This is a genomic window from Bradyrhizobium sp. UFLA03-84 (assembly GCF_002289535.1).
GTDB classification, from domain to species: domain Bacteria; phylum Pseudomonadota; class Alphaproteobacteria; order Rhizobiales; family Xanthobacteraceae; genus Bradyrhizobium; species Bradyrhizobium viridifuturi.
Map to the genome: position 1 here is coordinate 51,920 of NZ_NSJY01000008.1, position 25,074 is coordinate 76,993.

Annotated in this window: 24 protein-coding genes and 1 tRNA gene; 6 read left to right on the plus strand and 19 right to left on the minus strand. The window is 65.5% G+C overall.

The window, feature by feature from the left end:
* Positions 1–32 precede the first annotated feature (32 nt).
* From rsfS to CK489_RS09865, 6 genes are all read right to left on the minus strand, one after another.
* Positions 33–401, minus strand: coding sequence for a ribosome silencing factor (gene rsfS, locus CK489_RS09840; protein ID WP_050630463.1), 369 nt, complete (start codon positions 399–401; stop codon positions 33–35).
* Positions 402–587: 186 nt separating this feature from the next.
* Positions 588–1,211, minus strand: coding sequence for a nicotinate-nucleotide adenylyltransferase (locus tag CK489_RS09845; RefSeq protein WP_050630499.1), 624 nt, complete (start codon positions 1,209–1,211; stop codon positions 588–590).
* Between the two features lie 45 nt (positions 1,212–1,256).
* A complete protein-coding gene (locus CK489_RS09850; protein ID WP_095732169.1) occupies positions 1,257–2,549 on the minus strand; it encodes a glutamate-5-semialdehyde dehydrogenase in 1,293 nt (430 codons plus the stop codon).
* 121 nt (positions 2,550–2,670) lie between these two features.
* A complete protein-coding gene (proB, locus tag CK489_RS09855; protein WP_050630465.1) occupies positions 2,671–3,813 on the minus strand; it encodes a glutamate 5-kinase in 1,143 nt (380 codons plus the stop codon).
* 68 nt (positions 3,814–3,881) lie between these two features.
* Positions 3,882–4,934: a GTPase ObgE gene (gene obgE / locus CK489_RS09860; RefSeq protein ID WP_095732170.1), complete on the minus strand. Its 1,053-nt coding sequence runs from the start codon at positions 4,932–4,934 to the stop codon at positions 3,882–3,884.
* 101 nt (positions 4,935–5,035) lie between these two features.
* Positions 5,036–5,515 (minus strand): MaoC family dehydratase, encoded by a 480-nt coding sequence (locus CK489_RS09865; protein WP_095732171.1) that lies wholly within the window; start codon positions 5,513–5,515, stop codon positions 5,036–5,038.
* 168 nt (positions 5,516–5,683) lie between these two features.
* On the opposite strand from CK489_RS09865, the gene CK489_RS09870 reads away from it, so the two are divergent.
* Entirely contained in the window at positions 5,684–6,598 is a 915-nt protein-coding gene (locus tag CK489_RS09870) for a DMT family transporter (protein ID WP_095732172.1), read from the plus strand.
* Between the two features lie 154 nt (positions 6,599–6,752).
* On the opposite strand, the gene CK489_RS09875 is transcribed toward CK489_RS09870, so the two are convergent.
* The 4 genes from CK489_RS09875 to CK489_RS09890 all read right to left on the minus strand — a co-directional run bounded on the left by CK489_RS09875 (position 6,753) and on the right by CK489_RS09890 (position 9,564).
* Positions 6,753–7,349, minus strand: a complete 597-nt coding sequence (locus CK489_RS09875; RefSeq protein ID WP_095732173.1) for a GNAT family N-acetyltransferase — start codon at positions 7,347–7,349, stop codon at positions 6,753–6,755.
* Between the two features lie 169 nt (positions 7,350–7,518).
* On the minus strand, positions 7,519–7,788 hold the full coding sequence (gene rpmA, locus CK489_RS09880) for a 50S ribosomal protein L27 (protein ID WP_021080922.1): 270 nt from the start codon (positions 7,786–7,788) through the stop codon (positions 7,519–7,521).
* A 92-nt stretch (positions 7,789–7,880) separates the two neighbouring features.
* Complete coding sequence (gene rplU / locus CK489_RS09885; RefSeq protein WP_050630469.1) at positions 7,881–8,357, minus strand: 50S ribosomal protein L21; 477 nt, start codon at positions 8,355–8,357, stop codon at positions 7,881–7,883.
* 256 nt (positions 8,358–8,613) lie between these two features.
* Complete coding sequence (locus CK489_RS09890; RefSeq protein ID WP_095732174.1) at positions 8,614–9,564, minus strand: GlxA family transcriptional regulator; 951 nt, start codon at positions 9,562–9,564, stop codon at positions 8,614–8,616.
* Between the two features lie 128 nt (positions 9,565–9,692).
* On the opposite strand from CK489_RS09890, the gene CK489_RS09895 reads away from it, so the two are divergent.
* Together CK489_RS09895 and CK489_RS09900 are read left to right on the plus strand one after the other, a co-directional pair.
* Positions 9,693–10,496 (plus strand): SDR family NAD(P)-dependent oxidoreductase, encoded by an 804-nt coding sequence (locus tag CK489_RS09895; RefSeq protein ID WP_095732175.1) that lies wholly within the window; start codon positions 9,693–9,695, stop codon positions 10,494–10,496.
* A 101-nt stretch (positions 10,497–10,597) separates the two neighbouring features.
* Entirely contained in the window at positions 10,598–11,752 is a 1,155-nt protein-coding gene (locus tag CK489_RS09900; RefSeq protein ID WP_095732176.1) for an ROK family protein, read from the plus strand.
* A gap of 210 nt (positions 11,753–11,962) precedes the next feature.
* Here the strand turns inward: CK489_RS09900 and CK489_RS09905 are convergent, their stop codons facing one another.
* A complete protein-coding gene (locus CK489_RS09905) occupies positions 11,963–12,826 on the minus strand; it encodes an alpha/beta fold hydrolase (RefSeq protein WP_095732177.1) in 864 nt (287 codons plus the stop codon).
* 213 nt (positions 12,827–13,039) lie between these two features.
* Between CK489_RS09905 and CK489_RS09910 the strand changes: the two genes are divergently transcribed.
* Positions 13,040–13,129 (plus strand) — tRNA-Ser (locus CK489_RS09910).
* A gap of 852 nt (positions 13,130–13,981) precedes the next feature.
* Here CK489_RS09910 and CK489_RS09915 read toward each other — a convergent pair.
* From CK489_RS09915 to CK489_RS09935, 5 genes are all read right to left on the minus strand, one after another.
* Positions 13,982–14,884, minus strand: a complete 903-nt coding sequence (locus tag CK489_RS09915) for a sigma-70 family RNA polymerase sigma factor (protein WP_095732178.1) — start codon at positions 14,882–14,884, stop codon at positions 13,982–13,984.
* Positions 14,881–15,519 (minus strand): flavodoxin family protein, encoded by a 639-nt coding sequence (locus CK489_RS09920; RefSeq protein WP_095732179.1) that lies wholly within the window; start codon positions 15,517–15,519, stop codon positions 14,881–14,883. The genes CK489_RS09915 and CK489_RS09920 overlap by 4 nt, the downstream gene beginning before the upstream one ends.
* Positions 15,520–15,606: 87 nt before the next feature.
* Positions 15,607–17,250, minus strand: coding sequence for an ABC-F family ATP-binding cassette domain-containing protein (locus tag CK489_RS09925; protein ID WP_095732180.1), 1,644 nt, complete (start codon positions 17,248–17,250; stop codon positions 15,607–15,609).
* 138 nt (positions 17,251–17,388) lie between these two features.
* On the minus strand, positions 17,389–18,708 hold the full coding sequence (locus CK489_RS09930) for an Hsp70 family protein (RefSeq protein ID WP_095732181.1): 1,320 nt from the start codon (positions 18,706–18,708) through the stop codon (positions 17,389–17,391).
* Between the two features lie 175 nt (positions 18,709–18,883).
* Positions 18,884–21,259 (minus strand): glucose/quinate/shikimate family membrane-bound PQQ-dependent dehydrogenase, encoded by a 2,376-nt coding sequence (locus CK489_RS09935; RefSeq protein WP_095732212.1) that lies wholly within the window; start codon positions 21,257–21,259, stop codon positions 18,884–18,886.
* A 338-nt stretch (positions 21,260–21,597) separates the two neighbouring features.
* On the opposite strand from CK489_RS09935, the gene CK489_RS09940 reads away from it, so the two are divergent.
* Positions 21,598–22,347 (plus strand): class I SAM-dependent methyltransferase, encoded by a 750-nt coding sequence (locus CK489_RS09940; protein WP_050630477.1) that lies wholly within the window; start codon positions 21,598–21,600, stop codon positions 22,345–22,347.
* On the opposite strand, the gene CK489_RS42160 is transcribed toward CK489_RS09940, so the two are convergent.
* The 3 genes from CK489_RS42160 to CK489_RS09950 are packed head-to-tail and all read right to left on the minus strand — an operon-like array spanning position 22,316 to position 23,771.
* Positions 22,316–22,666 (minus strand): SRPBCC domain-containing protein, encoded by a 351-nt coding sequence (locus tag CK489_RS42160; RefSeq protein WP_349626922.1) that lies wholly within the window; start codon positions 22,664–22,666, stop codon positions 22,316–22,318. The two genes, CK489_RS09940 and CK489_RS42160, sit on opposite strands and share 32 nt — an antisense overlap.
* The gene (locus CK489_RS42165) at positions 22,667–22,807 is read right to left on the minus strand and encodes an SRPBCC family protein (protein ID WP_245350304.1); all 141 of its coding nucleotides are present in this window, start codon (positions 22,805–22,807) and stop codon (positions 22,667–22,669) included.
* Between the two features lie 7 nt (positions 22,808–22,814).
* Positions 22,815–23,771, minus strand: coding sequence for a LysR family transcriptional regulator (locus tag CK489_RS09950; RefSeq protein ID WP_095732182.1), 957 nt, complete (start codon positions 23,769–23,771; stop codon positions 22,815–22,817).
* A 101-nt stretch (positions 23,772–23,872) separates the two neighbouring features.
* On the opposite strand from CK489_RS09950, the gene CK489_RS09955 reads away from it, so the two are divergent.
* Positions 23,873–25,054 carry an MFS transporter gene (locus CK489_RS09955; RefSeq protein ID WP_095732183.1) on the plus strand — a complete coding sequence of 394 codons (1,182 nt, stop codon included), beginning with the start codon at positions 23,873–23,875 and terminating at the stop codon, positions 25,052–25,054.
* Positions 25,055–25,074 lie beyond the last annotated feature (20 nt).

Here is a 25,074-nt window from a genome sequence, read left to right on the forward strand (position 1 = left end):
CTGCAGCCGATTCGCACCGGCTTCGATACCCCTTAGACCGCCGCGACCGCCGGGTTCTGAGTCCACAACCGTTCGAGGTTGTAGAACTCGCGCACCTCAGGCCTGAACACGTGCACGATCACGTCGCCGGAATCGATCAGCACCCAGTCGCAATTGGGCAAGCCCTCGACATGGATGTTCTTGACCCCGTTTTCCTTGAGGCTCTTCGTCACATTCTCCGCGATCGCGCCAACGTGCCGGTTCACCCGGCCGGTGGTGACGATCATGTAGTCGGAGTATGCGGATTTGCCCCGAAGGTCGATGGTGACCGTCTCTTCCGCCTTCATGTCCTCGAGGCGGGAGAGGATCAGGCTCAGCGTCTTGTTGGCATCCGGTTTGTCGGCGTCCGGTTGCGCCTGCAAGGCCGCGGTTTTCGTCGATGTTTTACGCGCAGTCTTTGGAACCTTGGGTAAAACAGACTTTGACAATACAGATGTGGCCAGGGACCATTCCTTTCACTGTATCGCGGGTGCCGAATCCTCGGCCCCACGCACCATACTACGCATGTGGGGTTAATGGTTTCAATATTCCAGTAACCCTTTTGCGCTTCACGCCGTTCTCCAGCTCCCGTCCGGGTTCCGGAGTCCGGTCGAAGACAGATTGGATTTCATTCCTGTCAGGAAAACCCAGGCCGGCGCCTGTTGGTCGGCCAGCCGGGTCGCCTGATTTTCGGGCATACGATAGCGCGATAGCGCCTGCGCCGCTGGTGCGGCAAGGGCGCGGAAGCTCTGGGGCGGTCGGTCGATCACGGCAATCGGCACATCGGACGCGATGCGCCGCCAATCTTTCCAGCGATGAAATTGCGCGAGATTGTCAGCGCCCATGATCCAGACGAAGTGCACGCCGGAGACGCGGCGGCGCAAGTGGATGATCGTGTCCACAGTGTAGCGCGTGCCAATGACAGCTTCGAGACAGCTGATGTCGATGCGCGGATCGTCGGCAACGCGGCGCGCCGCGGCGGCGCGCTCGTTGAGCGCATGCAGGCCGTCATGGTTCTTCAGCGGATTGCCCGGCGTCAGCAGCCACCACACGCGATCCAACTGCAAGCGCTTGAGCGCGAACAGGCTGATCGCGCGATGCGCGGCGTGCGGCGGATTGAACGAGCCGCCAAGCAGCCCGATGCGCATGCCGTTGGTGTAGAACGGAAGCGCCTGGGCTGCGGACAACGGCACGGTGGAAGCTTGCTGCAAGGATCTACCGTGTGCGTGCGACAATGATCACGGCCGTGTCTGCCCGGTGCCGTGGACGCGGTACTTGAAGCTCGTCAGCTGCTCGGCGCCGACAGGGCCGCGGGCGTGGAATTTGCCGGTGGCAATGCCGATCTCCGCGCCGAAGCCGAACTCGCCGCCATCGGCGAACTGGGTCGAGGCGTTGTGCAGCACGATCGCCGAATCGACCTCGTTGAGGAATCGCTGCGCGGCAGCGGCATCCTCGGTCACGATCGCATCGGTGTGATGCGAGCCGTGATTCTGGATATGCGCAATCGCTTCGTCGAGACCGTCGACGATCCTTGCCGAGATGATCGCGTCCTCATATTCGGTGTCCCAATCTTCGTCGGACGCGGGCTTCACCCTGGCGTCGACGCCTTGCACGGTGTCGTCGCCGCGCACCTCGCAGCCGGCGTCGATCAGCAGCTCGACCAGCGGTTTCAGCTTGGTCGCGGCCGCGTTGCGATCGATCAGCAGGGTCTCGACGGCGCCGCAGACGCCGGGACGGCGCATCTTGGCGTTCAGCACGACCGCCTTGGCCATGTCGAGCTTCGCGCTGGCATCGACATAGATGTGGTTGACGCCCTCGAGATGCGCGAACACCGGAACGCGCGCCTCGGCCTCGACGCGCCCAACCAGGCTCTTGCCGCCGCGCGGCACGATCACGTCGATGCCGCCGTTCAGTCCGGTCAGCATCAGGCCGACGGCCGCGCGGTCGCGGGTCGGCACCAGGGTGATCGCAGCCTCGGGCAGGCCGGCTTCGCGCAGGCCCTGCACCAGGCATTGATGGATCGCGCGGCAGGAGCGGAAGCTGTCGGAGCCGCCGCGCAGGATCACGGCGTTGCCCGACTTCAGGCACAGCACGCCGGCGTCGGCGGCGACGTTGGGGCGGCTTTCGAAGATCACGCCGATCACGCCGAGCGGCACGCGCACGCGCTCGATGCTCATGCCGTTCGGGCGCTGCCAGCTTTCGGTGACGGCGCCGACCGGATCGACGATCTCGCGCACGGTCGCAACGCCGTCGGCCATGCCGTCGACGCGCGCCTGTGTCAGGGTCAGGCGGTCGATGAAGGCCGAGCTCATGCCGCCCGCGCGCGCCTCGGCGACATCCTCGGCATTGGCGGCGAGAATCGCCGGCGCATTGGCGCGGATGGCGCGTTCGATCGCGGTGAGCGCCCGGTTCTTCTGCTCCGGCGGCGCCAGCGCCAGCACGCGCGCGGCGGCGCGCGCCTTGGCGGCGAGGTCGGTCATCAGGGCGGTGAGATCGGCGTTGCCGTCGATCGCCTTCAGGGGGGCGCTCATGGAAGTCCCAGCTTTGGAATAAGGCCATGTTCTAGCATGGCAATTGGGGGGTGGCGAGGCGCGGAACCGGCATGGCAGGTGGGCGGCGGCCCGCCCCGCTCGGCCAATGGCCCAGTTGGGCCTACTTGGCCGGGATCGCCCCGGCCGGGCCGATCACGAGGTCGTCGCGGTGGATCATCTCGGAGCGGCCGCTGATGCCCAGAATGGTCATCACGTCGGGCGAGGAGCGGCCCTTGATCTTCTCGGCATTCTCGGCGTCGTAGGCGACGAGGCCGCGGCCGATCTCATGGGTGTCCGGTCCGCGGACCACCACGGCATCGCCGCGGGCGAACTGGCCGTCGACCCTGACGACGCCGGCCGGCAGCAGGCTCTTGCCGGCGCGCAATGCCGCGACCGCGCCGGCATCGATGGTCAGCGTGCCCTTCGGCTCGAGCGAGCCGGCGATCCAGCGCTTGCGTGCGGTGACCGGATTGGCCGGGGTCAGGAACCATGTACAGCGGCCGCCGTCGGCGATCGCCTGAAGGGGATGCTCGATCTTGCCGGAGGCGATCAGCATGTGGGTGCCGGCGGTGGTCGCGATCTTGGCGGCCTCGATCTTGGTGGTCATGCCGCCGCGCGACAGTTCGGAGCCGGCCGAGCCCGCCATGCCCTCGATCTCCGAGGTGATGCTCTCGACCACCGGAATCAGCTTGGCGTCGGGATCGACCGCGGGCGGAGCGGTGTAGAGGCCGTCGATATCGGACAGCAGGATCAGCAGATCCGCGCTCGCCATGGTGGCGACGCGGGCGGCGAGGCGATCATTGTCGCCGTAGCGGATCTCTGTGGTGGCGACGGTGTCGTTCTCGTTGATCACGGGCACCGCGCCCCATTCCAAAAGCTTGGCGATGGTCGAGCGCGCGTTGAGATAGCGGCGGCGCTCCTCGGTGTCCTGCAAGGTCACCAGGATCTGCCCGGCGCCGATGCCGTGATGGCCGAGCACCTCCGACCAGATCCGCGCCAGCGCGATCTGGCCGACCGCAGCTGCAGCCTGGCTCTCCTCGAGCTTCAGCGGGCCGCGCGGCAGCTTCAGGCGGCTGCGGCCGAGCGCGATCGAGCCCGACGACACCACCATGACCTCGCAGCCGCGCTTGTGGAGCTTTGCGATGTCCTCGACCAAGGCGGCGAGCCACGATGCGCGCAATTCGCCGGCCTGCGAATCGACCAGCAGCGACGAGCCGACCTTGACGACGATGCGGCGAAAGTTCTTGAGCGCGGGGCGTTTCATGGGTTCGGTCTGGCAGGAAGGTGGAAGCAAGAGGCGCCACTTGGTGGCATGGGAAGTCTGGTTGCCGCTCAACCCTGCGGCAGCGGCGTCGCCCACGGCTCCGCCTGGCCGCCCTTGGCCTTGTTGGACACCGGCGCCTCGCCGATCACATCAACCAGCGCACGCAGCGCATCCTGTACGCCTTCGCCGGTCGCGCCTGACAGCAGCAGCGGCGTCTTCTTCGCCGCCCGCTTGAGGCGGTCCTTCTGCTTCTTCAACTCGTCGGGCGCAACCGCGTCGATCTTGTTGAGCGCGACGATCTCGATCTTGTCGGCGAGCTGGCCTGCATAGGCCTCGAGCTCGGTGCGCACGGTCTTGTAGGCCTTGCCGGCATGCTCGCAGGTTGCATCAATCAGATGCAGCAGCACGCGGCAGCGCTCGACATGGCCCAAGAAACGATCGCCGAGGCCGGCGCCTTCATGCGCGCCTTCGATCAGGCCGGGGATGTCGGCGAGCACGAATTCACGGCCGCCGTAGTTCACGACGCCGAGCTGCGGATGCAGCGTGGTGAAGGGATAGTCGGCGATCTTCGGCCGCGCCGCGCTGACCACCGAGAGGAAGGTCGATTTGCCGGCGTTGGGCAGGCCGACCAGGCCGGCATCGGCGATCAGCTTCAGCCGCAGCCAGATCCAGCGCTCTTCGCCCGGCGCGCCGGGATTGGCATTGCGCGGCGCGCGATTGGTCGAGGATTTGAAATGCGCATTGCCGAAGCCGCCATTGCCGCCGGTCGCCAGCACGAATTTTTCGCCGAGCTCGGTGAAGTCGTGCAGCAGGGTCTCGCGGTCCTCGTCGAACACCTGGGTGCCAACAGGCACTTTCAGCACGATCGACTTGCCGTTGGCGCCATGGCGGTCCTTGCCCATGCCATTGGTGCCCTTCTGCGCCTTGAAGTGCTGCTGGTAGCGGTAGTCGATCAGCGTGTTCAGCCCGTCGACGGACTCGATGATGACGTCGCCGCCGCGGCCGCCATTGCCGCCGGAGGGGCCGCCGAACTCGATGAACTTCTCGCGCCGGAACGCGACGCAGCCGTTGCCGCCGTCGCCCGAGCGAATATAGACCTTGGCTTCATCGAGGAATTTCATGATCCGCTCTAGTTAGGGCAGGGCGGCCTTTGCGGCAACCCGGAAGCGCCCTGACTTCGGCGAAAAGCCTTAATTTTCGGGCCTTTTTACGGCCCGAGCGGCTAAGTGGGCCGCCGCCGGACCAGGAATTTCTGCACCCCCTCCAGCACCAGCTCGCGGCGCTGGTTGTGCACGGTCGAGCGCAAGGTCACGACGCCGGTGGTCTTGCCCGGTGACAGCTCAATCACCTCCAGCGCCGGATAGATGGTGTCGCCGGCATAGACCGGCTTCAGGAACTTGCTCGACTGCTCCAGGAAGCCGACCAGCGACTCCTCGACGACATAGGGAAACAGCCCCGCGCCGGGCGCGGTGTGCACCAGGGTCTGGAAGCCATGGGCGAGCAGGTCCGGCATGCCGCGGGTGCGGCAATATTCGACGTCGTAATGGATCGGATGGGTGTCGCCGCTGGCGGTCTGGAACGCGGCGAACACCGCCGAGGTCTGGGTCCGGCTCGGAATCACGAAGCGCTCGCCGAGCACGAAATCCTCGAACCAGCGCTGCGCGGGGACCATGCGATGCTGGGTGGGGTCGAAGTCGCTCATGCGGCGTTTCCTGCTCTGTTTCTTGACGTGCAGGCCCAGCCGTAGCGCAGCTGCGGCACTGCGACAATTGGTTCGATATGCCCGCGCCGGGGTTGTCCTGCACGGCCACCTCGGTAAAACCGGCGTCCGGACCTGCCCGACTCAAGTGGCGGCGATAACAAGACAACAATGAGCCTGTTCGCAAAACTGTCCTCCTACGACGATCGATCGGCGCGGCTCGCCGGCATCGGCTTGATGCTGCTGTCGATCTTCATGTTCTCGTTCGGCGATGCGATGGGCAAATTCATCGTCGCGACCTATTCGGTCGGGCAATTGCTGTGGCTGCGCGCCTGCGCGGCACTGCTGGTGCTGCTGCCGATCGTGTGGAAGCGGCGCGCGGACTTCCTGCATCTGGAGCGGCCGTGGCTGCAATTGCTGCGCGTCACGCTGTCGACGCTGGAGGTCGCAGCGTTCTTCCTGGCGACGGTCTATCTGCCGCTCGCCGACGTCATCACCTACTACCTCGCCGGACCGATCTTCGTCACCGCGATGTCGGGCCTCGTGCTCGGCGAGCATATCGGCTGGCGGCGCTGGACCGCGATCCTGGTCGGCTTCTGCGGTGTGCTGATCGCGCTCAGGCCATCCGCGCAAACCATCAGCTGGCCGGCGATGATCGCGCTCGGCGGCAGCCTGTCGTTTGCGGTGCTGATGCTGATCACGCGCTCGCTGCGCGCGACGCCCGACATCGTGCTGGCGACATCGCAATTCGGCGGCACCTTCATCCTCGGCCTTGTGCTGTCGCCGTTCGGCTGGGTGACGCCATCGGCCGGCAGCCTGGCGCTGTTCTTCACCGCCGGCATCATCTCGGTCGCGGCGCTGCTCTGCGTGAACCGCTCGCTGAAGCTCGCGCCGGCGAGCGTGGTGGTGCCGTATCAGTATTCGATGATCGTCTGGGCGGTGATCTTCGGCTTCGTGGTGTTCGGCGACGTGCCGTCCTGGGCCACGATCGTCGGCGCCGCCATCATCATCGCGGCCGGCCTCTACATCTTCGTGCGCGAGCAGCAGCTTGGACGCACGGACTCCGCGGTGAATCCGCCGGCGTAACCGCGTTGTCGTCCCGGCGAAGGCCGGGACCCATAACCACCGATGCTGATTGCTGCATAGGCTGGAGCCGCGGCTCGGTCTAACAACGACTATTTGTGGTAATTGGTCCCGGCTTTCGCCGGGACGACAACCTTGGTTGCGGAACGGTCGAGAACTAGCTCTCCCGCCGCTTCGAGCTATTCCAGCGCTTCAGCGAGGTCCAGACGCCGCGCGACAGGCGGAAGGCGTCGACCGGGCTCGACGAGCCCAGCGCCTCGAAGCGGTGCAGCTCGACGCCGCTCCACTGGAAGCCGCACTTCTCGAGGATGTTGCGCGACGACGGGTTGACGACGCGGGCGCCCGCGATCAGTTGGTCGAGATCGAATTCCTCGAAGAAGTAGTCGATCACCGCGCGCGCGGCCTCGGTGCCGAAACCCTGGCTCCAATAGTCGACGCCGAGCCAGTAGCCGAGTTCGGCCGATGTCTCCTCGCGCCAGTCGATGCCGACCATGCCGATCGGCGTGTGATTGTTCTCGATCAGGAAGACGGTCTCGCGGCCGCGGGCGCCGAGCGCGCGCACGAAGTCGATGGCGTCGTCCTGGGTATAGGGATGCGGCAGGCGGCGGGTGTTCTCCGCGATGCGGCGATCATTGGCGAGGCGTGCGATTGCTTTTACGTCCGCGAGCGTCGGCTTGCGCAATGTCAGCCGTTCGGTCTCGAGGACGCAAGCTCTTGCCTCGCGCAAGGTCGGCGTCGGGATTTCCTGCAACATGTCGAGCTCCTGTGATGCGACGATCGGTACGCAACGCTTGGAACGTCACGCGCGGTCGAACCGGATCGCGCGCAACAAAAAGGGGAGGCCGGTCATCCCGCCTCCCCTTGGAGCTCTTTGCTGCTCCGCCGGTTCAACAGGACCCGGCGGACTCATGTGTGTCCACCGTCTACTCGGCCGCCTGCGCCATCGGGATAACCGATACGAATGTGCGGCCATTGGCTTTGGCACGGAACTCGACATGACCCTCGACCTTGGCGAAGAGAGTATGATCGGTGCCCATGCCGACATTAAGGCCGGGGTGCCAGGTGGTGCCGCGCTGACGCGCGATGATGTTTCCGGGGATCACGCGCTCGCCACCGAACGCCTTGATGCCAAGGCGCTTGCCCTTGGAATCACGTCCGTTGCGCGATGAACCGCCTGCTTTTTTATGAGCCATAGCTCGTCTCCGACTTCGCTTTGATCTCTAGATCAATTCCTTGACGGAATCATTTCACGTTTTGTCACGCTTCAAATCTGAAAGCGCGACGATCACTTCTTCTCGCTCTTGGCCGCCGCCTTCTTGGCGGGAGCCTTCTTCGCGGCCGGCGCCTTGGCGGGCGCCTTCTTCTTGGCCGCCTTCGGTGCTGCGTCCTCGCCATCGGCGGGCGCTGCGACCTTTTCCTTCTTCGGCCGCGGGCCGATGGTCGGCTTGGCGTTATCGGCGAGGATCTCGGTGATGCGAAGCACCGTGAGCTCGTCGCGATAGCCGCGCTTGCGGCGTGAATTCTTGCGGCGACGCTTCTTGAACGCGATCACCTTGGCGCCGCGCTTGTGCTGCAGCACTTCGGCTGCAACGGTCGCGCCCGCGACGGTGGGCGTTCCCAGCACCGGCGTGTCACCGCCGAGCACCAGAACTTCGCCTAGCTGCACGATCGTGCCGACGTCGCCGGCGATCTTGCCAATCTCGAGTACATCATTCGGAACGACACGGTACTGCCGGCCGCCGGTTTTGATGACTGCGAACATCGTTTGATTCCTTCGTGTTCGGTTCCGGCCTCGGACCGATGGTCCGGGTCGGCTTTTTGTTCAGTCGCTATGGGTTAGGTGTTTCGCGCGAAAGGGAATGAATTCCCAAATGGCCCGCACAAAAACAATCGGCGCGAGAAATCCCCGCGCCGGATGGGCGGACTTATAGCCGCAAACGACGGGGAGTCAAGGTAAAGCAGGGCAAAAACCGGCCAAAGATGAAGGGTTTGGCGCGATTTCGGCCCGGATTGCCGGCTCAAGCCGCGGTCTGGGCCGCCGCCCGCGCGTGACGGCGGATGGTCTGCGGCGGCTGTCCCAGCACCCGCAGGAACGCCCGCCGCATCCGCTCGCGGTCGGCAAAGCCGGTCTCGCCGGCAATTTCGTCCATCGAATGGCGGCCGTCACCGATCAGCTCGCGCGCCGCCTCGACCCGCAGCTGCTCGATCGCCTTGGCCGGGGACTGGCCGGTCTCGGCGCGGAAGGCACGGCTGAACTGGCGCGGGCTGAGCCGCGCGACCTCGGCCAATTCCTCCACCGACAGCTCGTTGCGCAGATGCGCCTTGGCGTAATTGAGCGCGTTCTGCACCCGGTCGGATTTCGGCGCGAGCTCGAGCAGCGCCGAGAATTGCGACTGTCCGCCGGTGCGGCGGTGGTAGACGACGAGCTTGCGCGCCACCGAGCGCGCGACCTCGACGCCGAGATCATGTTCGATCATCGCCAGCGCCAGGTCGATCGTCGCGGTCATGCCGGCGGAGGTCCAGATCGGGCCGTCGGTGATGTAGATGCGGTCCTGCTCGACCTTGAGCCTCGGAAACCGGGCCTGCAACTCGGCCGCGAATTGCCAGTGCGTGGAGACGCGGCGGCCATCGAGCAGGCCCGCCTCAGCCAGCGAGAAGGCGCCGATGCAGGGCGCGGCGATCCGCTGCGATGCCGTCACGGCGCGGCGAATATAGTCGATCAATTTCGGCGACGCCGGATGCAGCTCGTGGCCGGCGCCGATGAACAGCGTGTCGAAGCTGCGCTCGCCGAAGGCTTCGGTTTCGACATTGAAGCCGGCGGACGACCGCACCGGGCCGCCATTCTCCGACAGCAGCGTCACCTCGTAGAACGGTTCGCCGGCGATCAGATTGGCAACCTCGAAGGCGGTGATGGCGGTGAAGCCCATCACCTGGAATTCCGGAAAAACGACGAAGCCGATCTCCTGCATGGAACTCTCCAACGGCGATAATCGATGTCTTAAAAAGGTGTATATATGACATTTGAGACACGCAAGGGGGCCTGTAAAACCTGACCTACGGCCAAAACCGGCCGTCCAGGGTCAAACAGGAGACCAACATGACCAAGTCAGCCAAAGGAACGGCGCTCGTGACCGGTGCGTCGTCCGGAATCGGTGCCATCTATGCGGACCGGCTCGCACGGCGTGGCTACGATCTGATCCTCGTCGCACGCAATCGCGAGCGCCTCGATGGGCTCGCCAAGCGTCTCGTCGCGGAGACAGGCCGATCGATCGAGATCGTTGCCGCCGACCTCAGCAAGCGCGCCGACGTTTCGCGGATCGAATCCATTCTGCGCGACAATGCCGGCATCAGCGTGCTGGTGAACAATGCCGGCGTCGGCGCCACCGCGCCGCTGCTCGCATCCGACGTCGACAAAATGAGCGACATGATCGCGCTCAATGTCGACGCCTTGATGCGCCTGACCTATGCGGCGGTGCCGGGGCTCGTCGCGCGCGGCGGCGGCACCATCGTCAACATTGCCTCGGTCGTCGGCGTCCAGCCCGAGTTGCTCAACGGCGTCTACGGCGGCAGCAAGGCCTTCGTGCTGGCGTTGACGCACTCGCTGCAGCACGAGCTGAAGGACAAGAACATCCGGGTCCAGGCCGTGCTGCCCGGCGCCACGGCCACCGAGTTCTGGGACATCGCCGGCACGCCGGTCGCGCATCTGCCCGGCGAGATCGTGATGAAGGCCGAGGACATGGTCGATGCCGCGCTTGCCGGCCTCGACCAGGGCGAGGTCTTCACCGTGCCGTCGCTGCCGGAGGCTGCGGATTGGCAGGCCTATGAGGCCGCCCGCCAGAAGCTGATGCCGAACCTGTCGCGTAGCGCGCCCGCGGCGCGCTACGGGGTGAAGGCTGCCTGAGACCTGCGCAATTGCGTCCCGCAGCGGCCAACGCGCGCTGCGGGACGCAACCATTTGAGTTCCTGATTGTTAGTGCTGGGAACCTCAAGCGGGCAGGGCGAATGGCTGAAGACGCTGGACTGACCACGGGCATCGCGCACCACGGCGCCGCGCGGCTGCCTTCCGTCGACATCGACAGCTTCAACATCGAGCTGAAGGACGACGAGGGCTTTCTCGGCGATCGCGCCTCCAAGGGCGCGTTCCGCAAGATCTTCGACCGCTGGCGCAAGCCGCTGCGCAAATCCGGCGAGGACCCGTTCGGCGACGAGCCGTCCGACAAGATCAGCAAGAAGAAGCTCGACGAGATGCTGGTGGGCGACGACACCGAGGCCTCCGCGGTCGTGCACAGCGCGATCGAGGAGTTTGCCCAGGAGCTCGCGTATGTGACGCGGCGCTTCCTCAACACCAAGGCCTGGGCCAAGACCGAGCGCATCGTGGTCGGCGGCGGCTTCCGCGACTCCAGGCTCGGCGAGCTCGCGATCGCGCGAACCGACATCATCCTGAAGTCAGAGGATTTCAAGGTCGATTTGGTGCCGATCCGCTTCCATCCCGACGATGCCGGGCTGATCGGCACGCTGCATCTGGCGCCATCGTGGATTTTCGAGGCCCATGACGGCATGCTCGCGGTCGACATCGGCGGCACCAATATCCGCTGCGGCGTCGTCGAGACGCGCTGGAAGAAAGCGCCGGATCTCTCCAAGGCGACGGTCTGGAAATCGGAGCTGTGGCGTCACGCCGATGACGAGCCGACGCGCGAGGGCGCGGTGAAGCGGCTGGTGAAGATGCTGAAGGATTTGATCACGGCCGCCGAGAAGGAGAATCTCAAGCTCGCGCCGTTCATCGGCATCGCCTGTCCCGGCGTCATCAAGGAGGACGGCGGAATCGAGAAGGGCGCGCAGAACCTGCCGGGCAATTGGGAGAGCAGCAAGTTCAACCTGCCGGCGAGCCTGGTCGAGGCGATCCCGCAGATCGGCGATCATGATACCGCGATCGTGATGCACAATGACGGTGTGGCGCAGGGGCTGTCCGAGGTCCCGTTCATGCAGGATGTCACGCGCTGGGGCGTGCTGACCATCGGAACCGGGCTCGGCAATGCCCGCTACACCAATCGCAGGAAAGACAACGGCAAGGGCGAGAAGAAGACCGAGAAAGACAAGAACGTCGAGGGCGACAACGGCGAGAAAAAGGCCAAGAAAGCTAAGAAGGCCGACGCCTGAAGATTTCCTCCGTGGTCATACGGCCTGGGATCGCGCGGTAAGGTTGATCGGTTAGGTTAAGATCGGCTTCGCATTGCCGATCCAGCGGGCGCCGCTACCGTGGGCCGTGTCGCTCCCGCCGACCGGCGAAGCCGCACTTCCCGGCCAGCAATACTGAAAAGCGGCACGGGACCGCCAGTTTTTGTCGCGTCCTGGCGGTCCCACCACTTTCTACCTCCAATTGATCCGCTCGAAAAAGCCGGCGATCTCCGCGGCTGCGCGATCGGGGTCCTCGCGATGCGGGAAATGCCCGACATCGGGAAACATCGCGAGGTCCAGGTTGGAGAAGGTCTCGCCCAGCCGGTCGGTCCATGAGTAAGGAAACAGCGGGTCGTGCTCGGCCCAGCGGATGCAGGTCGGCACCGTGATCGGCGGCAGCACGGGCGCTTCACCTTGCATCATCTTCACGCGCCCCGCGTGTGAGGCGCGATAATGCGCGAAGCCGCCGGCGAGGTTGCCCGGCTTGAAGAAATTGTCGGCAAAATCCTCGATCACGTCGTCGAACGCCGCCTTGCGGTGCGACCAATTGTGCAGGAAATGACCGATGTAAGTGCGGCAGCTCTCCCTGGTAGCGCCGACCAGCGCGGGCGCCATCTCCATCTGGTGGAACGACTGATACCAGATGTGATTCAGCCGGTCGGGCGCGGCCATCCGCGGCCCGATGCCGGGATAGACGAAATCGAAGAACATCAGCCCGGCGATCCGATCCGGCGCCTTGCGGGCCAGCGGCTGCATCACGGCGCCGCCGACGTCGTGGCCGACCACGCCGGCTCTGTCGATGCCGAGGGCGTCCAGCAGCGCCAGCATGTCGTCGGTATGCTGATCGGGGCCGTAAGGGCCTTGCGGCTTGTCGCTGTCGCCGAAGCCGCGCAGGTCGGGCGCGATCAGGGTGTAGCGGTCGGCGAGCCGCGCCATGACAGGCTTCCAGGTCAGCCAGAACTCCGGCCAGCCGTGCAGCAGCAATAGCGGCCTGCCGCGGCCGGTCCGCACGACGTGGAACGCCGCGCCGTTGGCTCGAATCGTTGCATGATCCATGGTCCGCTCCTGCTGGCTTTGGCTCGCTCGCGCGCCGATCGAGCGCGAGGTGTCCCGCTAGCGCCTTGTTTCCGCGTACTTTCTCACGTTGGCCCGGTGCTTCGGCGGTACGAGGCCGCGGTGGCGGAAATATTATTGCAGCGCCTTGTCTGTCCCGCCAACCTCGCCTAGAACACGCCCCGACCGCGGGTGGCGCAAATCACCCGGGCCACTGGAGAGGTGGCAGAGTGGTTGAATGCACCGCACTCGAAATGCGGCATAGGTGCAAGCCTATCGGGGGTTCGAATCCCTCCCTCTCCGCCACCCTTAAGCCTTGCCGGGTTCTGGTGACACGACCAGCCCTGCTGGATCACTCGAAGCGTCGCGCAGACCCGCCGCTTCCTCAACATGACATCGATGGATTTGAGCGCGCGCCGTGTGCAGCCGCAGTTGAGGGTGCACGGGCAAGTCGCGTCACTCGTTGCGGCTGAGAGGCCCGTGTCGCTTCCGGCGCGGCTTTGCGGCGCGTCGTTAACCTTAATTTTTCCTTTCGATTGTCGATAAAGTTTTATCGATTATCCTCGTGACAGTTGAGCGGTGTGACGAACCGCACGATGAGAGGCGAGAGCCGAGTAGCTCGACAGCCTCTCTGAAATCGAAGGGTGGGCAGAGCGCAGTGCCAGCCACCTTTCGGGCTGTCCGGCGGCGGCCGGCGGGGCAAATCAATTTTGAAATGCATTCGATTGCCGGGTTGCGGCGCATATCGCGCCGCATGATGCTTCACAATTGGGATGTTCCAAATGACGCTCGCGCATTTATTGATCGCGGTCGGTGGTGGCTTTGTGCTGCTGGCAGGCTTCGTCGCATTTGCCCTTTGGCGAAACGCACTCCATTCGACAGCGCGGATTTAGCAACCGGCGAGATCTGACTCCGGCGGCCTCGCTCATGGGGGTGAGTGAAGCCTGCGGGGATGGCCGCACCGCCGCGCGGCCTGACAGCCGAGCACCGCGCCTACACCTGCCCCAAGGCGACGCGTGCTCGGCTGTTCATTATTCAAACAGCCTTCACCGTTCGAAGTATTGATCGTGTGAAAGCAATTCGCTTCGACGCTGAGAGCGTCGGTGAGAAAGATCGATCACTGTGTGCCGTAGCGAGGTCCATTGCGCTCCCCGCGCGTCAATGCGACCTCCCGGGACGTGCGATCGGTTCCGTCGCATCGGGGATGTTGTGCAGCTTGTCGGGATTGCGGGTCACAAAGATCGCAACGACGCGTTTGTTCTCGATCTGCAAGGCTGTCGTTTGAACGAGGCCATCCTCGATGGTGATGAAGCCGGGCAAGCCGTTGATGGTTGCGTAGCGGATCAGGCGTGACGGATGCACGTCGAACAGGCGGGCGAGCCCCGCGAAACGCTCCATCGCCGCTTCGAGCCCGACCAGCGGTCGAACAGGCGCCGGGACCCGGCCGCCGCCATCGGCATAGACCACGACATCTTCGGCGAGCATCGCGCGCAACGCGGCGAGGTCGCCGGTTCGCGTTGCCGCGAAGAAGGCATTGGCGAGCCGCTGGCCTTCTTCATTGCCGACCACGAACCGCGGCCTGGCATCGTGGATGTGCGCGCGTGCGCGGCTCGCGAGCTTGCGGCAGGTCGCCGCCTCGCGGCCGATCGTCTCGGAGACCGCATCGAACTCCATTCCGAACACGTCATGCAGCAGGAAGGCTGCCCGTTCGAGGGGCGACAGGCGTTCCAGTGCGATCATCAGCGGCAGGATCAGATCGTCGGCGGTCTCTTCCTGCTCGGGATCGAAGAACGGTTCGGGCAGCCACGGTCCGATATAGGCCGCGCGCCGGCGCCGTGCGGATTTCAGTTCGTTGAGGGATAGCCGGGTGACGATGGTGTAGAGCAGGGCCCTGGGATCGCGCATCCGGTTGCGATCGGCGGCGAGCCAGCGCAGCCAGGCATCGTGAACGACGTCCTCCGCGTCGGCCACCGAGCCGAGCATCCGATAGGCCAGCCGGATCAGCCGCGGCCGCAAATCGGCGAAGATCTCGGCCGCCGCGGTTTCAGCCGCCTCCTTCATGACGCCGCCCGCATGGCCGCGGCAGCCGCGTCACGGCCGCGCGCAAACTGAATTGCAGTCTCCGCCACGCGCCGTCCGAGGTGGCGGGCGGTCGCGAGATCAGATTCGGGCGGCGCGGTGTCGGCACCCTCGTCGGTGTTCGATTGTGCCCCGGCGCCCAGCCAGAACCCCAGCCTGTTCGGATCGGCGTCCGATCCCGATGCGGAGTTGTTGCCGGGCGGCAGATCGAGATTGACCCAGTGCATGCCGTGCTGGGCGGCGAACAGTGCAAGCTGGATCAATGTGGAGAGCTTGTCGCCGGCATGGGCCCCCGAATTGGTGAAGCCTGCCGCGAGCTTGTCCTTCCACCGGTAGCCCTTGGACATCACGGCACTTGAGGTTGCTTCCTGAAAGGCTTTGAAGGCCGCAGACGCAGCGCCCATGTAGGTCGGCGTGCCGAAGATCAGTGCTTCTGCACCCAGCAGATGATCCCAATTCTGTTCCACGCTCTCGACAGGCACCAATAGGGCCTCCGCGCCATCGACATCCCCGACGCCGGACCTGACGGCCTCCGCCTGGCGCCGGGTGTGGCCGTAGGCGCTATGATAGACGATCGCGATCAGGGTGCGACCGCCTCCGGTTCCGATGGTGTGCATGCTGTCCTCTGCTGCTGCTATTGCCGAAGCTAGGACAAGGCAGGGCGTCGAAACGTGACATGCCCTCCGAACTTTCTTGACCGCCGCTCAGGTTGGTGGCCGCTGGTTCCTTTGCATGGGGTTGTTTTCGATATTTTGGTGGGAGCCGCGGTCGCCGAGCTCGAACCTGCGGGTGATCCCGATCGCCTCCAGGAAGGCCTCGTCGTGGCTGACGACCAGCAGGGCGCCGTCATAGGCGCGCAGTCCGGCCTCGACCGCCTCCATCGAGTCGATGTCCAGATGGTTGGTCGGCTCGTCGAGCATCAGCAGCGGTGGTGGCGTTGGCCCGCCCAGGACGCAGGCGAGACCGGCGCGGAGCAACTGGCCGCCGCTCAGGCTCGCGACGACCTGCAAGGCCGCATCGGCGCGAAACATGAACCGCGCCAGTGCCGCCCGGCAGGCGTTCTCGTCGGCATCCGGATTGATGCGGCGGAAATTATCCAGGATCGAGGCCCGCGCATCGAGCAGGCTGACCGCCTGGTCGAACATCGCAAAGCGGGTCATCACCTCGACGCTGCCACACGCGGCGGTCAGCTCGCCGCTGACGAGCTTGAGCAACGTCGTCTTGCCGGAGCCGTTCGGGCCCGTGATCGCGACACGCTCCGGACCCGAGATGGAGAAGGTGAGGTCCCGCAGGACCGGCGCGTCGGCGCTGTAGCCGGCCTCGGCAGCCTCGATGCGCAGCACCATCCGGCCCGCGGGCAGATGGGTCGACGGCAGCCGCACCGAGAACGGCTGCAGCACCTCGATGCGCTGGCGCGCGGCGGCGGCGCGTTCGCTCGCTTGCGTTCGCCGCCGCTCGGCGAGGCGGGCGGTCTCGCCGCCGCTGTCCTCGCTGCGATCCCGGCGCAGCCCGGCGGCGATCCGCGGCATGTCGCCCTTGGCGCGCTTCCTCGCGCCGGCGCCGTCCTTGCGCGCCTTCTTCTCGGTCGCTTCCCTGGTCTTGCGGTCGATCTCGGCGACGCGCTTCTCGGCATCATCCAGATCGTGCCGTGCTGCCGAGAGCTCGATCGCCTTGCGCGCGCGGTATTGGCTCCAATTGCCGCCGTAGCGCCGGGCCTCCAGCGAGGTCAGTTCGACGATCGCATCCATGGTCTCAAGCAGTTCGCGATCGTGGCTGACGACGATGGCGCCATGCCGCCAACTGGCGAGCAGGTCGATCACCGCCTGGCGTCCGGCGCGGTCGAGATTGTTGGTGGGCTCATCCAGCAGCAGGAAATCAGGCTCTGCAAACGTCAGCGCAGCGAGGCGCGCCCTTGTGGCCTGTCCGCCTGATAGCATCGCCAGCGGCACGTCGAGCACATCGTCCAATCCGACACGCGCGAGCGCGGACGCGATGCGGCTGTCGAGCGTCCAGTCGATATCCGCAAGCTCCTCAGTCGTCGCAAGGCCCTGCCCGGCACGGTGCAACGCGGCCAATGTGCGGCGCGCGCCGAACAGGTCGATGACGGACTCGTCCGGCTTCACCTGCACCGTCTGATGCAGCATCCCGACGCGTCCCTGCACCGAGACCGCGCCGGATTGCGGCGCCTGCCGGCCTGCGATCAGGCCGAGCAGCGTCGTCTTCCCAACGCCGTTCCTGCCGACAAGGCCGATCCGTTCAGGGCCGAAGGTGAGATCGATGTTGGAAAGGAGAACCCGGCCGTCAGGCGCGGACAGGGTGAGATTCGAGAGCGTGATCGATGCTGGCATGGCGATGGATATCCCGGTGGGCAAGGCTGATGGGCGTTGCTGTCCGGATGAAATCCATGGCCGTCGGCATCCTCTCGAATTGATGATTGATGAGCTGTAGTCGCGTATTGCGCCGGGATCAAGGCGCGCAGCGAAGCGTCACGCTGCTTCGGCGAAGGTCCAGCGGTCGGGATCGGGCGTGTGGCCGATCAAGGCGAGACCATATGCGATCGATTCGAACTGGTCCGCCGAGGTCAGCCGCGCCTCGCCGAAACGCTCGGCGAACAGGCGCTGCACGGCCGGTACGAACGAGGTGCCGCCGGTCAAAAACACCTTCTCCACGTCGCGTGCGGTGATGCCGGATTTCGCCAGCGCCTCGTCCACGGTGGCGCCCAGCCGTTCGATGTCGTCGGCGATCCAGGATTCGAAATCGTCGCGCGTCACGGTGGCGCCGATGTCGATGCCTTCGCGGGCAAAGCGGAACTCGACCCGGTCGCGGCTCGACAGCGCGACCTTGGTGTCGGAGACGGCGCGGTACAGCGCGAAGCCGAGATCGTGATCGACGATGGTGATGAAATCGTGCAGCGGCGCCGGATCGAGCGCCGTGCGCGCGAGCTGCTGCAATTCGCGCAGATCGCCATTGCCCCGCATCATCGCGAGCTGGTGCCAGCGCGCGAGGCTCGAATAATAATGATTGGGGATCGGCAGCACCTTGTCGAACGAGCGGTAGTTGGTGCCCTTGCCGAGCCGCGGCGAGACGATGTGATCGACGATGCGGTAGTCGAAGGTGTCGCCGGCGATGCCGATGCCGGAATGTCCCAGCGGCTCGGCGCGCAGCACGCCGCCCTTGCGCGAGAACCGCATCACCGAGAAGTCGCTGGTGCCGCCGCCGAAATCGGCGACCAGCACCGTGGCATCGTGGTCGAGGCTGCGCGCAAAGGAGAACGCCGCGCCGACCGGCTCGTAGACATAGCGCGCGTGCCCTGCGCCGAGCCGCTCGAATGCGGCCCGGTAGCGCTGCATCGCGAGCTCGTCATTGGGATTGCCGCCGGCAAACTTCACCGGCCGGCCGACCATGATGGTCGGCGCGCCCAAATCGAACCCGTCGCCGGCATGGCGCGTCAGCGTGCGCAGGAACGCCGCCAGCAAATCCTCGAACTTATAGCGCTGCCGGAAGATCTGTGTGGTGTTGAAGGCCGAGCTTGCCGCGAAGGTCTTGAACGACTGGATGAAGCGATGGATCGTGCGTCCCTCGAGGAACTGCTCGATCGCCCACGGCCCGCCCTCGGCGCGCGGATGCAGGCCGGCGCCGGGCCGTTCCTCCCAGAAGCACAGCGCGGACACATAGACGCTATGCGTGCGCCCGCCATGGTCGAAACGGATCGCCTCAACACGGCCATCGGCGTCGGACAGCGCGACCACGGTGTTGCTGGTGCCAAAATCGACGCCAATCGAGACGGCGGGCGGAGCGCTCGACATGTCATGCTCGGGATTTGATGTGAAAGGGGGCGGACCTTTAGCGGCTTTGGCCTGACTTGCCAACCCTTCCCGATGCTACGGAATTCACGATCAAGAGAATGACGGCAACAACGCCGTTGCGCGGTGGTCCGCGGCGGAACTGCCGTATGACGCAATGATGTCGATGTGCTGCGGCCTAATCCTTCAATGCATAGGCGATGACATAGTCGCCGCGTTTGGTGCCGAACGAGCCGTGGCCGCCGGCCGCGGTGACGACATACTGCTTGCCGCCGGCCTCGTAGCTCATCGGTGTCGATTGCGCGCCGGCGGGCAGGCGATCTTCCCACAGCACCTTGCCGTCACGCACGTCATAGGCCCGGATCGTGTACTCGTAGGTGCCGGTGTAGAACGCAACGCCGCCGGCGGTGGTGATGGGGCCGCCCAGCATCGGCACGCCCATCTTGAACGGAAGCGGCAGCGGCGTGGTGTCCCGGATGGTGCCGTTGGGATGCTGCCAGACGATCTTCATCGTTTTCAGATCGATCGCGGCCATCGAGCCCCATGGCGGCCGGTAGCACGGCACGGACAGCGGCGAGAGGAAGCTCGAAATATCAACCCCGAACGGCGTGCCGTACATCGGCTGCGTTCCGACCTCACTGCCGACCGGCTTCTCGGCGGTCGGCGCCGGCGGATTTTGTGGACCCCGCGGAATCAGCCGTGACGCGAACGGCAGCGACATCGGGTTGGCGATCGCGATCTGCCTGACAGGATCGATCGCGATACCGCCCCATTCGAACATGCCGAGATTGCCGGGGAAGACCAGCGTGCCCTGCAACGATGGCGGCGTGAACGTGCCTTCGTAGCGCAAACGATGGAACATGATCCGGCACAGCAGCTGGTCGAAGATCGTGCCGCCCCACATGTCGGCGCCGGTCAGCTTCGCCTCCGGGCGGAATGTCAGTTCGGAAAACGGCTGCGTCGGCGCGCTGCGGTCGCCGGGCGCGGGCCCCTGCGGCACCGCACGTTCCGGCGCCGGCACGATCAATTCGCCGGTCCGGCGGTCGAGCACGAAGATGTTGCCGACCTTGGTCGGCTGGATGATCGCGGGAATGACGCCCTTCGCCGTTGTCACATCGACCAGGCTCGGCTGCGAGGGAACGTCCATGTCCCAGAGGTCATGATGCACGGTCTGGTACGACCAGGCACGCTTGCCGGTGTTGACGTCAAGCGCGACGATCGAACTCGAATAGCGCTCGACCAGCGCATCGCGATTGCCGCCCCAGATGTCGGGCCCGTTGTTGCCGGTCGGGATGTAGACCAGATTCAGTTTCGGATCGAACGAGGCGGTGATCCAGGAATTCGGCGAGCCGTTGGTGTAATGGCGTGTCGGTGAGGGCAGCGCGTTCTCGTCGGCCGCGGCGGAGTCCCAGGCCCAGACCAGTTTACCGGTGTAGACATCGAAGCCGCGGATCACGCCTGAGGGCACCTCGACCGCGTAATTGTCGATCACTGCGGCGGCAACGACCAAAATCTTGTCGCTGACGACAGGCGGCGACGTCGGCTCGAAGAAGCCGGCGGTGGTGATCCCCATCCCCTGCTGCAGGTCGAGGATGCCGTGATCGGCAAAGCTCTCGCAGGGTTTGCCGCTGTCGGCATCGAGCGCGATCATGCGGCCGTCATTGACGGGCAGGAAGATCCGCCGCGGGCACTCCGCAGGCGCGGGATTGCCGCTGGAGTCGACGGCGCCCGCGGCGGTCTCGTGATAGGAGACCCCGCGGCAGGTCATGTGCTGGAACGTCTTGTTGTGCACGAGCTTGGGGTCGTAGCGCCAGCGCTCGGTGCCGGTCCTGGCGTCGAGCGCGAACAGCACCTGGTGCTGCGAGCAGAGATAGAGCGTGTCGCGCACCTTGATCGGGGTGACCTCGAAGGTGGTCTCACCGGAATCCTCCGGCGTCTTGACGTCGCCGGTGCGGAAGGTCCAGGCGACCTTGAGGTTGGCGACATTGCCGGGCGTGATTTGTTTGAGCGGCGAATAGCGCTGTCCGAACTGCGTCCGTCCATAGGCGCGCCAGTCGCCATCCGGCTGCGGGTCGGCTTCGCTTTGCGGCACGGCAGGCCCGGAGGCGGCAATCGTGCCGTCGATGTCGTGATAGCTCGTCAGCAGCCCGCCCACCAGGACGGCAGCTGATGCCACGACGCCGATCCAGAGCGGCGCTGTCGCACGCGCGTAGGACACAGGCTCGCCTCGCGTCAGGGCGCGAACGATCACCGGCGTCAGCAGCCAGAGCGCCATCGGGAAGATGATGTCGCCGCGCGCCGCGAGCGGCCACCAGTCGAAGCGCACCTCGTGGACAGCCCATGCCAGCGTGCCGACCAGCACGATCGCAAATAGCCACAGCGCCGAACGGCGCTGCATCAGCAACAATGCGGCCGTGGCGAGGATGCCGACGCCGAGGACAATGTAGAAGATCGATCCACCCAAGGCGACGAGCCAGATGCCGCCGGCCGCGAGGACCAGGCCGATCAAGGCGTAGACGATAGCTGTGATGAAGACAGCCCTGGATCGCTGCATGGTCGCTCCGGTGCGCAAGAGGGACCGGGCTTGTCGTGCAAGCGCAACAGACCGTGTCCGCCGTCATGGACTGTGGTTCAGTCGACCGCAACTTGCAACCTGGAACTGCGATCTTGATGCTGCACAAGCGCGCAAAGGGGCATGCGAAACCTGCCGAAGAAGAATCGTTCAAATTGCGCGTGCACCATTCGACGGGAGCAACAGGCCGGCGGCGCTGACGCAAAGGTGACGGGACTTCAGCGAATTTTGTATCGACGCGCTCTTCCAGTCCCGTGCAGGCACTGCTCTATACCGTCGGGCAGACTCCCCGCTGAAGGCCGGCTCGCAGGAGAAGCAAAATGACACTGAACCCTACAGCCAAGAATTATCGCGTCGCGGTCGCCGCCTACGAGGCGGGCCGGCCCAGCTACCCCGCGGAGATCGTCGCCGCGCTGCCGCTTCAGGCCGCGCGCTGTGTGGTCGATCTCGGCGCCGGAACCGGCAAGTTCACCCGCCTGCTGTTGCAGCATCTGACCGCGACGACGCGTCTGGTCGCGGTCGAACCGGTTGCCGAGATGTCGGCGAAGCTGGCGCAGGAAGCGAAGGTGGAGGTCATCAACACCCGCGCCGACGCGATCGATCTCGCAACCGGCAGCGTCGATCTCGTGACCTGTGCCCAGGCGTTCCACTGGTTCGACAACGAGGCATCGGTCGCCGAGATCGCGCGCCTGCTGCGTCCCGGCGGCACGCTGGCACTGGTCTGGAACAACAGGGACGACCGTGCGCCGTGGGTCGAGGCGTTGTCCGTCATGATCGAGAAATACGCGGGAGACACACCGCGGCAACGCTCCGGCCACTGGCGCTGGATCTTGAAGGATCCACGCTTCGTGCTCGAGAAGGAGATCGTGCAGGATCATCCGCACCGGATGGCGCGGCAAGGCGTCTATGAGCGCGTCGTGTCGACGAGCTATGTCGCCAATCTTCCCGATGCGGAGAAGGCGGCCCTTCGCGACAAGACCGACCAAATTCTGCGCGAAGCCGGTCTCGGCGACGCTGAAGAGGTGGTGTTTCCCTATGTCACGCAGTTGTTTCTGCTGAAGCGCGTCTAGACGCCGCTATTGCGCGGCACGGCCTTGCTCGACGGCCTGCTTCAGACGCGGCAGCGTCATGCGCCAGTAGAAGGCAACATGCTTCGCGCCGGATCGGCGACGGCGGCACTTGCTGGGTTACTGTCAGTATTGTCTCGCCGCCGTCGGTCGCGAGCGCCATCGTGATCGTCGCATAGCATTGCGGAATGTCCGGCAGGCCGGAAACCTTTGACCAATAGGAGTATGCGAGCCGTATTGGCGGCTCGACATGGAGGACGCAGCCCTTGTCGCGATAGCGCTTGGCGCCGATCTCCGCCTCGATCTCGATCGGCGCGCCGATCTACCAGTCGGTCGTGAAATGCGCGTTGCGCCACGTCTCGCCCGCCTTGGGATCCAGGATCGTGTCCCACACCTGCGTCGGCTGTGCGGCGATGCGGATCGATTCGGTGACAGTCTGCAAGACGGCCGTTTCATTTGTCATCGCGTGCTCATTTGTCGCCGACGATCTTCCATTTCCCATCCGCGCCACGCCGCAACGCCGGATCGCCGATGCGGATGTGCTGTGCCAGGAAATCGATGAAGGCGCGCACCCGTGCCGGCAGCGGGCCGGCATGGCCGACATAGACCGCGTGGATGTCCTCGCGATCGCCGGGATTGAGATTTTGCAGCACCGGCACCAGGCGCCCGGCTTCGATATCAGGGCCGATATGGAACAGTGCCAGCCGCGCCACGCCGATGCCGCCGAGCGTGAGCTGGCGCGCGGTCTCGCCGTCGCTGGCGCGGGCGACCGGCGGCGGCAATGCCTCTTCGATCTTTTCGGCGCGGCGGAACGGCCAGCCGCGGATGCTGCGCGGAAAGGTCCAGCCGACGCCGCGATGGCCGGCGAGGTCGGCCGGCGTCTTCGGGATGCCGTGGCGAGCGAGATAGGACGGCGCGGCGACCACCGCCATGCGGCTGGTGCCCAGCTTGCGCGCGATCAGCCGCGAGGCGCCGAGCGGGCCGGCGCGGATCGCGACATCGGCGCGCGCCTGCATCAGATCGACCAGCGTGTCGGTCAGCACGATGTCGAGCGTGATGTCGGGATGCTCGCGCATGAAGCGCGGCAGCAGCGGCATCACGTGCAGCATGCCGAACGGGATGTTGCTGTTCACGGTGAGATGGCCGCGCGGCACGCAGGAGGCGGCCTCGCGTTCGGCCTCGTCGATGTCGGCGAGGATGCGCTGCGCGCGCTGGTAGAACGCCTGGCCCTCCTCGGTCAGTTGCAGCTTGCGCGTGGTGCGGTTGACCAACCTTGTGCCGAGCCGCGTCTCGAGCCGCGAGACCAGCTTGCTGACGCCCGACGGCGTCTGGCGCAGGCTGTTGGCGGCGGCGGTGAAGCCGCCGAGATCGACGACGCGGACAAACACGTCCATCTCGCCGGAGCGGTTGGTGTCAATTCGGGCCATCTTGAATTCACGTCACAAATGATTGGATTGCGGCCATTCTAATCCTTCCTCGCCCGGACCGCTATGTCGCATTGCGGAATCCTCACCGTCCGGAGCGACACATGCCTCTCGCAGTCCTAGCCTTGACCGCCGGTGCCTTTGGCATCGGCACCACTGAATTCCTCATCATGGGACTGTTGCTGCAGGTCGCCGCCGACATGCATGTGTCGGTTTCCGCGGCGGGTCTGTTGATCTCCGGCTATGCGCTCGGCGTGTTCGTCGGCGCCCCGATCCTGACGCTTGGGACGCGCAAAATGCCGCGCAAGGCGGTGCTGCTGGCGCTGATGGCGATCTTCACGCTCGGCAATGCGGCCTGCGCGCTGGCGCCGAACTACGAGCTGTTGATGGCGGCGCGCATCCTGACCTCGCTGGCGCACGGCACCTTCTTCGGCGTCGGCTCGGTGGTCGCGACAGGCCTCGTCCCGGAAGACAAGAAGGCGTCCGCGATCGCCACGATGTTCATCGGCCTCACGGTCGCGACCCTGCTCGGCGTGCCCTTCGGTGCATGGTTCGGCCTGATGCTGGGCTGGCGCGCTGCGTTCTGGGCGGTGGCGGCGATCGGCGTGGTCGCGTTCGTCGTGCTGGCGCTGCTGGTCCCCGGCCATGTCGGCGCCAAGGACAAGCCGGTGCCGCTGCGCGAGGAACTCGCCGTGCTCGGCCGCCCGCAGGTGCTGCTCGGGCTCGCCATGACGGTGTTCGGTTTCGGCGGGCTGTTCGCGGTCTTCACCTATGTGCAGCCGATGCTGACGCGGTTGACCGGATTCTCCGACGCCGCGGTCTCGCCGATCCTGCTGGTGTTCGGCGCCGGCCTTGCGATCGGCAATGTCGCCGGCGGCCGGCTCGCCGACAAGGGATTGGCGCGCGCGTTGCTCGTTTCCCTTGGCGGCCTCGCCATTGTCCTGGTGGGGCTCTCGGCTGTCGTCTCGATCAAGGCTCTGGCTGTGGCGCTCTTGTTCGTGCTCGGCATCGCTGCGTTCGCGACCGTTGCCCCACTGCAGCTTCGCGTGCTGGAAGCCGCCGGTGTCGAAGGCCGGACACTGGCCTCCAGCCTGAACATCGCGGCCTTCAATCTCGGCAACGCGCTTGGCGCCTGGGCCGGCGGCGTCACCATCGATCGCGGCCTCGGCCTCGGCGCGCTGCCGCTGGTCGCCGCCGTCATCACGGCGGTCGGATTGCTGCTGGCGCTGTGGAGCCTTCGGCTCGATCGGCCGGCCGTGCTGGCCGCGCAGTGCCCGGCGGAATGAGCTGTATCACAAGGAGTATG

Coding starts and splice junctions, on each gene's coding strand:
- CK489_RS09890 (WP_095732174.1), bottom strand. CDS start 9,564: ATGCAGGAGATCGGCTTCGTCGTTTTTCCGGAATTCCAGGTGATGGGC.
- proB (WP_050630465.1), bottom strand. CDS start 3,813: ATGAAACGCCCCGCGCTCAAGAACTTTCGCCGCATCGTCGTCAAGGTC.
- rpmA (WP_021080922.1), bottom strand. CDS start 7,788: ATGGCTCATAAAAAAGCAGGCGGTTCATCGCGCAACGGACGTGATTCC.
- CK489_RS42165 (WP_245350304.1), bottom strand. CDS start 22,807: ATGACAAATGAAACGGCCGTCTTGCAGACTGTCACCGAATCGATCCGC.
- CK489_RS09900 (WP_095732176.1), top strand. CDS start 10,598: ATGGCTGAAGACGCTGGACTGACCACGGGCATCGCGCACCACGGCGCC.
- obgE (WP_095732170.1), bottom strand. CDS start 4,934: ATGAAATTCCTCGATGAAGCCAAGGTCTATATTCGCTCGGGCGACGGC.
- CK489_RS09905 (WP_095732177.1), bottom strand. CDS start 12,826: ATGGATCATGCAACGATTCGAGCCAACGGCGCGGCGTTCCACGTCGTG.
- CK489_RS09935 (WP_095732212.1), bottom strand. CDS start 21,259: ATGCAGCGATCCAGGGCTGTCTTCATCACAGCTATCGTCTACGCCTTG.
- CK489_RS09915 (WP_095732178.1), bottom strand. CDS start 14,884: ATGAAGGAGGCGGCTGAAACCGCGGCGGCCGAGATCTTCGCCGATTTG.
- CK489_RS09870 (WP_095732172.1), top strand. CDS start 5,684: ATGAGCCTGTTCGCAAAACTGTCCTCCTACGACGATCGATCGGCGCGG.
- CK489_RS09875 (WP_095732173.1), bottom strand. CDS start 7,349: ATGTTGCAGGAAATCCCGACGCCGACCTTGCGCGAGGCAAGAGCTTGC.
- CK489_RS09955 (WP_095732183.1), top strand. CDS start 23,873: ATGCCTCTCGCAGTCCTAGCCTTGACCGCCGGTGCCTTTGGCATCGGC.
- CK489_RS09865 (WP_095732171.1), bottom strand. CDS start 5,515: ATGAGCGACTTCGACCCCACCCAGCATCGCATGGTCCCCGCGCAGCGC.
- CK489_RS09920 (WP_095732179.1), bottom strand. CDS start 15,519: ATGCACACCATCGGAACCGGAGGCGGTCGCACCCTGATCGCGATCGTC.
- rplU (WP_050630469.1), bottom strand. CDS start 8,357: ATGTTCGCAGTCATCAAAACCGGCGGCCGGCAGTACCGTGTCGTTCCG.
- CK489_RS09850 (WP_095732169.1), bottom strand. CDS start 2,549: ATGAGCGCCCCCCTGAAGGCGATCGACGGCAACGCCGATCTCACCGCC.
- CK489_RS09930 (WP_095732181.1), bottom strand. CDS start 18,708: ATGTCGAGCGCTCCGCCCGCCGTCTCGATTGGCGTCGATTTTGGCACC.
- CK489_RS09940 (WP_050630477.1), top strand. CDS start 21,598: ATGACACTGAACCCTACAGCCAAGAATTATCGCGTCGCGGTCGCCGCC.
- CK489_RS09895 (WP_095732175.1), top strand. CDS start 9,693: ATGACCAAGTCAGCCAAAGGAACGGCGCTCGTGACCGGTGCGTCGTCC.
- CK489_RS09950 (WP_095732182.1), bottom strand. CDS start 23,771: ATGGCCCGAATTGACACCAACCGCTCCGGCGAGATGGACGTGTTTGTC.
- CK489_RS09925 (WP_095732180.1), bottom strand. CDS start 17,250: ATGCCAGCATCGATCACGCTCTCGAATCTCACCCTGTCCGCGCCTGAC.